Source organism: Rhodococcus sp. FG69 (assembly GCF_057808915.1).
This window is the reverse complement of sequence record NZ_JBMDIX010000097.1, coordinates 1-1,499: the sequence shown is the minus strand read 5'-3', so window position 1 is coordinate 1,499 and position 1,499 is coordinate 1. Positions and strand designations below refer to the sequence as shown.

The 1,499-nt window shown below is 53.4% G+C and carries 1 rRNA gene; it reads right to left on the bottom strand.

Annotated elements, in window-relative coordinates:
• A 23S ribosomal RNA gene (locus ACODSO_RS29120) occupies positions 1-1,312 on the bottom strand; the annotation flags it as partial.
• Between the last annotated feature and the right edge of the window lie 187 nt (positions 1,313-1,499).

The window sequence follows — 1,499 nt, the reverse complement described above, 5'->3', positions numbered from 1 at the left end:
CGTAAGGGATATGCGGGCTATTGTGTGAGTGCCGCAGCTTCGGTGGTGTACTTGAGCCCCGCTACATTGTCGGCGCAGGATCACTTGACCAGTGAGCTATTACGCACTCTTTCAAGGGTGGCTGCTTCTAAGCCAACCTCCTGGTTGTCTTCGCGACCCCACATCCTTTTCCACTTAGTACACGCTTAGGGACCTTAGCTGGCGATCTGGGCTGTTTCCCTCTCGACTACGAACCTTATCGCCCGCAGTCTCACTGCCACGCTCTCACTCATCGGCATTCGGAGTTTGGCTGATTTCGGTAAGCCGGTAAGCCCCCTAGACCATCCAGTAGCTCTACCTCCGATGAGAAACACGTGACGCTGCACCTAAATGCATTTCGGGGAGAACCAGCTATCACGGAGTTTGATTGGCCTTTCACCCCTACCCACAACTCATCCCCTCAGTTTTCAACCTAAGTGGGTTCGGTCCTCCACGACGTCTTACCGTCGCTTCAACCTGGCCATGGGTAGATCACTCCGCTTCGGGTCTAGAACACGCCACTACACACCCCAAAGGGTGATACGCCCTATTCGGACTCGCTTTCGCTACGGCTACCCCACACGGGTTAACCTCGCGACATGCCACTAACTCGCAGGCTCATTCTTCAAAAGGCACGCCATCACCCCCAGTGACAAGTCACTCGAAGGCTTTGACGGATTGTAAGCGCACGGTTTCAGGTACTATTTCACTCCCCTCCCGGGGTACTTTTCACCTTTCCCTCACGGTACTAGTCCGCTATCGGTCACCAGGGAGTATTCAGGCTTATCGGGTGGTCCCGACAGATTCACAGCAGATTTCACGGGCCCGCTGCTACTTGGGTATCCACTACAACAGTCACAGTATTTTCGTCTACGGGACTCTCACCCTCTACGACAGGCCGTTCCAGACCACTTCGACTAACACCATGATTTCTTACTGTCGGCCGATCCGGCAGAATCGACAAAGCAAACCCCACAACCCTCCATACGCAACCCCTGCCGGGTATCACACGCACAAAGTTTGGCCTCCTCCGCTTTCGCTCGCCACTACTCACGGAATCACAATTGTTTTCTCTTCCTGTGGGTACTGAGATGTTTCACTTCCCCACGTTCCCTCCACACACCCTATATATTCAGGTGCAGGTAACACGACATCACTCGTGCTGGGTTTCCCCATTCGGACACCCTCGGATCACAGCTCGGTTGACAGCTCCCCGAGGCTTATCGCAGCCTCCTACGTCCTTCATCGGCTCCTGGTGCCAAGGCATCCACCGTACGCTCTAAACTACTTACAATAAAGATGCTCGCGTCCACTGTGCAATTCTCAAACAACACACAAACAGAAGAACATCCTGCATCCATCAGACCGAAACAGTGTCACCACCACCCCGCGATAGGGATACGAACTCCCGCATGTATATGTCTTGCCTAGAAAGAAACACTTTTACGTGTTCTCTCAGGACCCAACAGTATGCCGATATA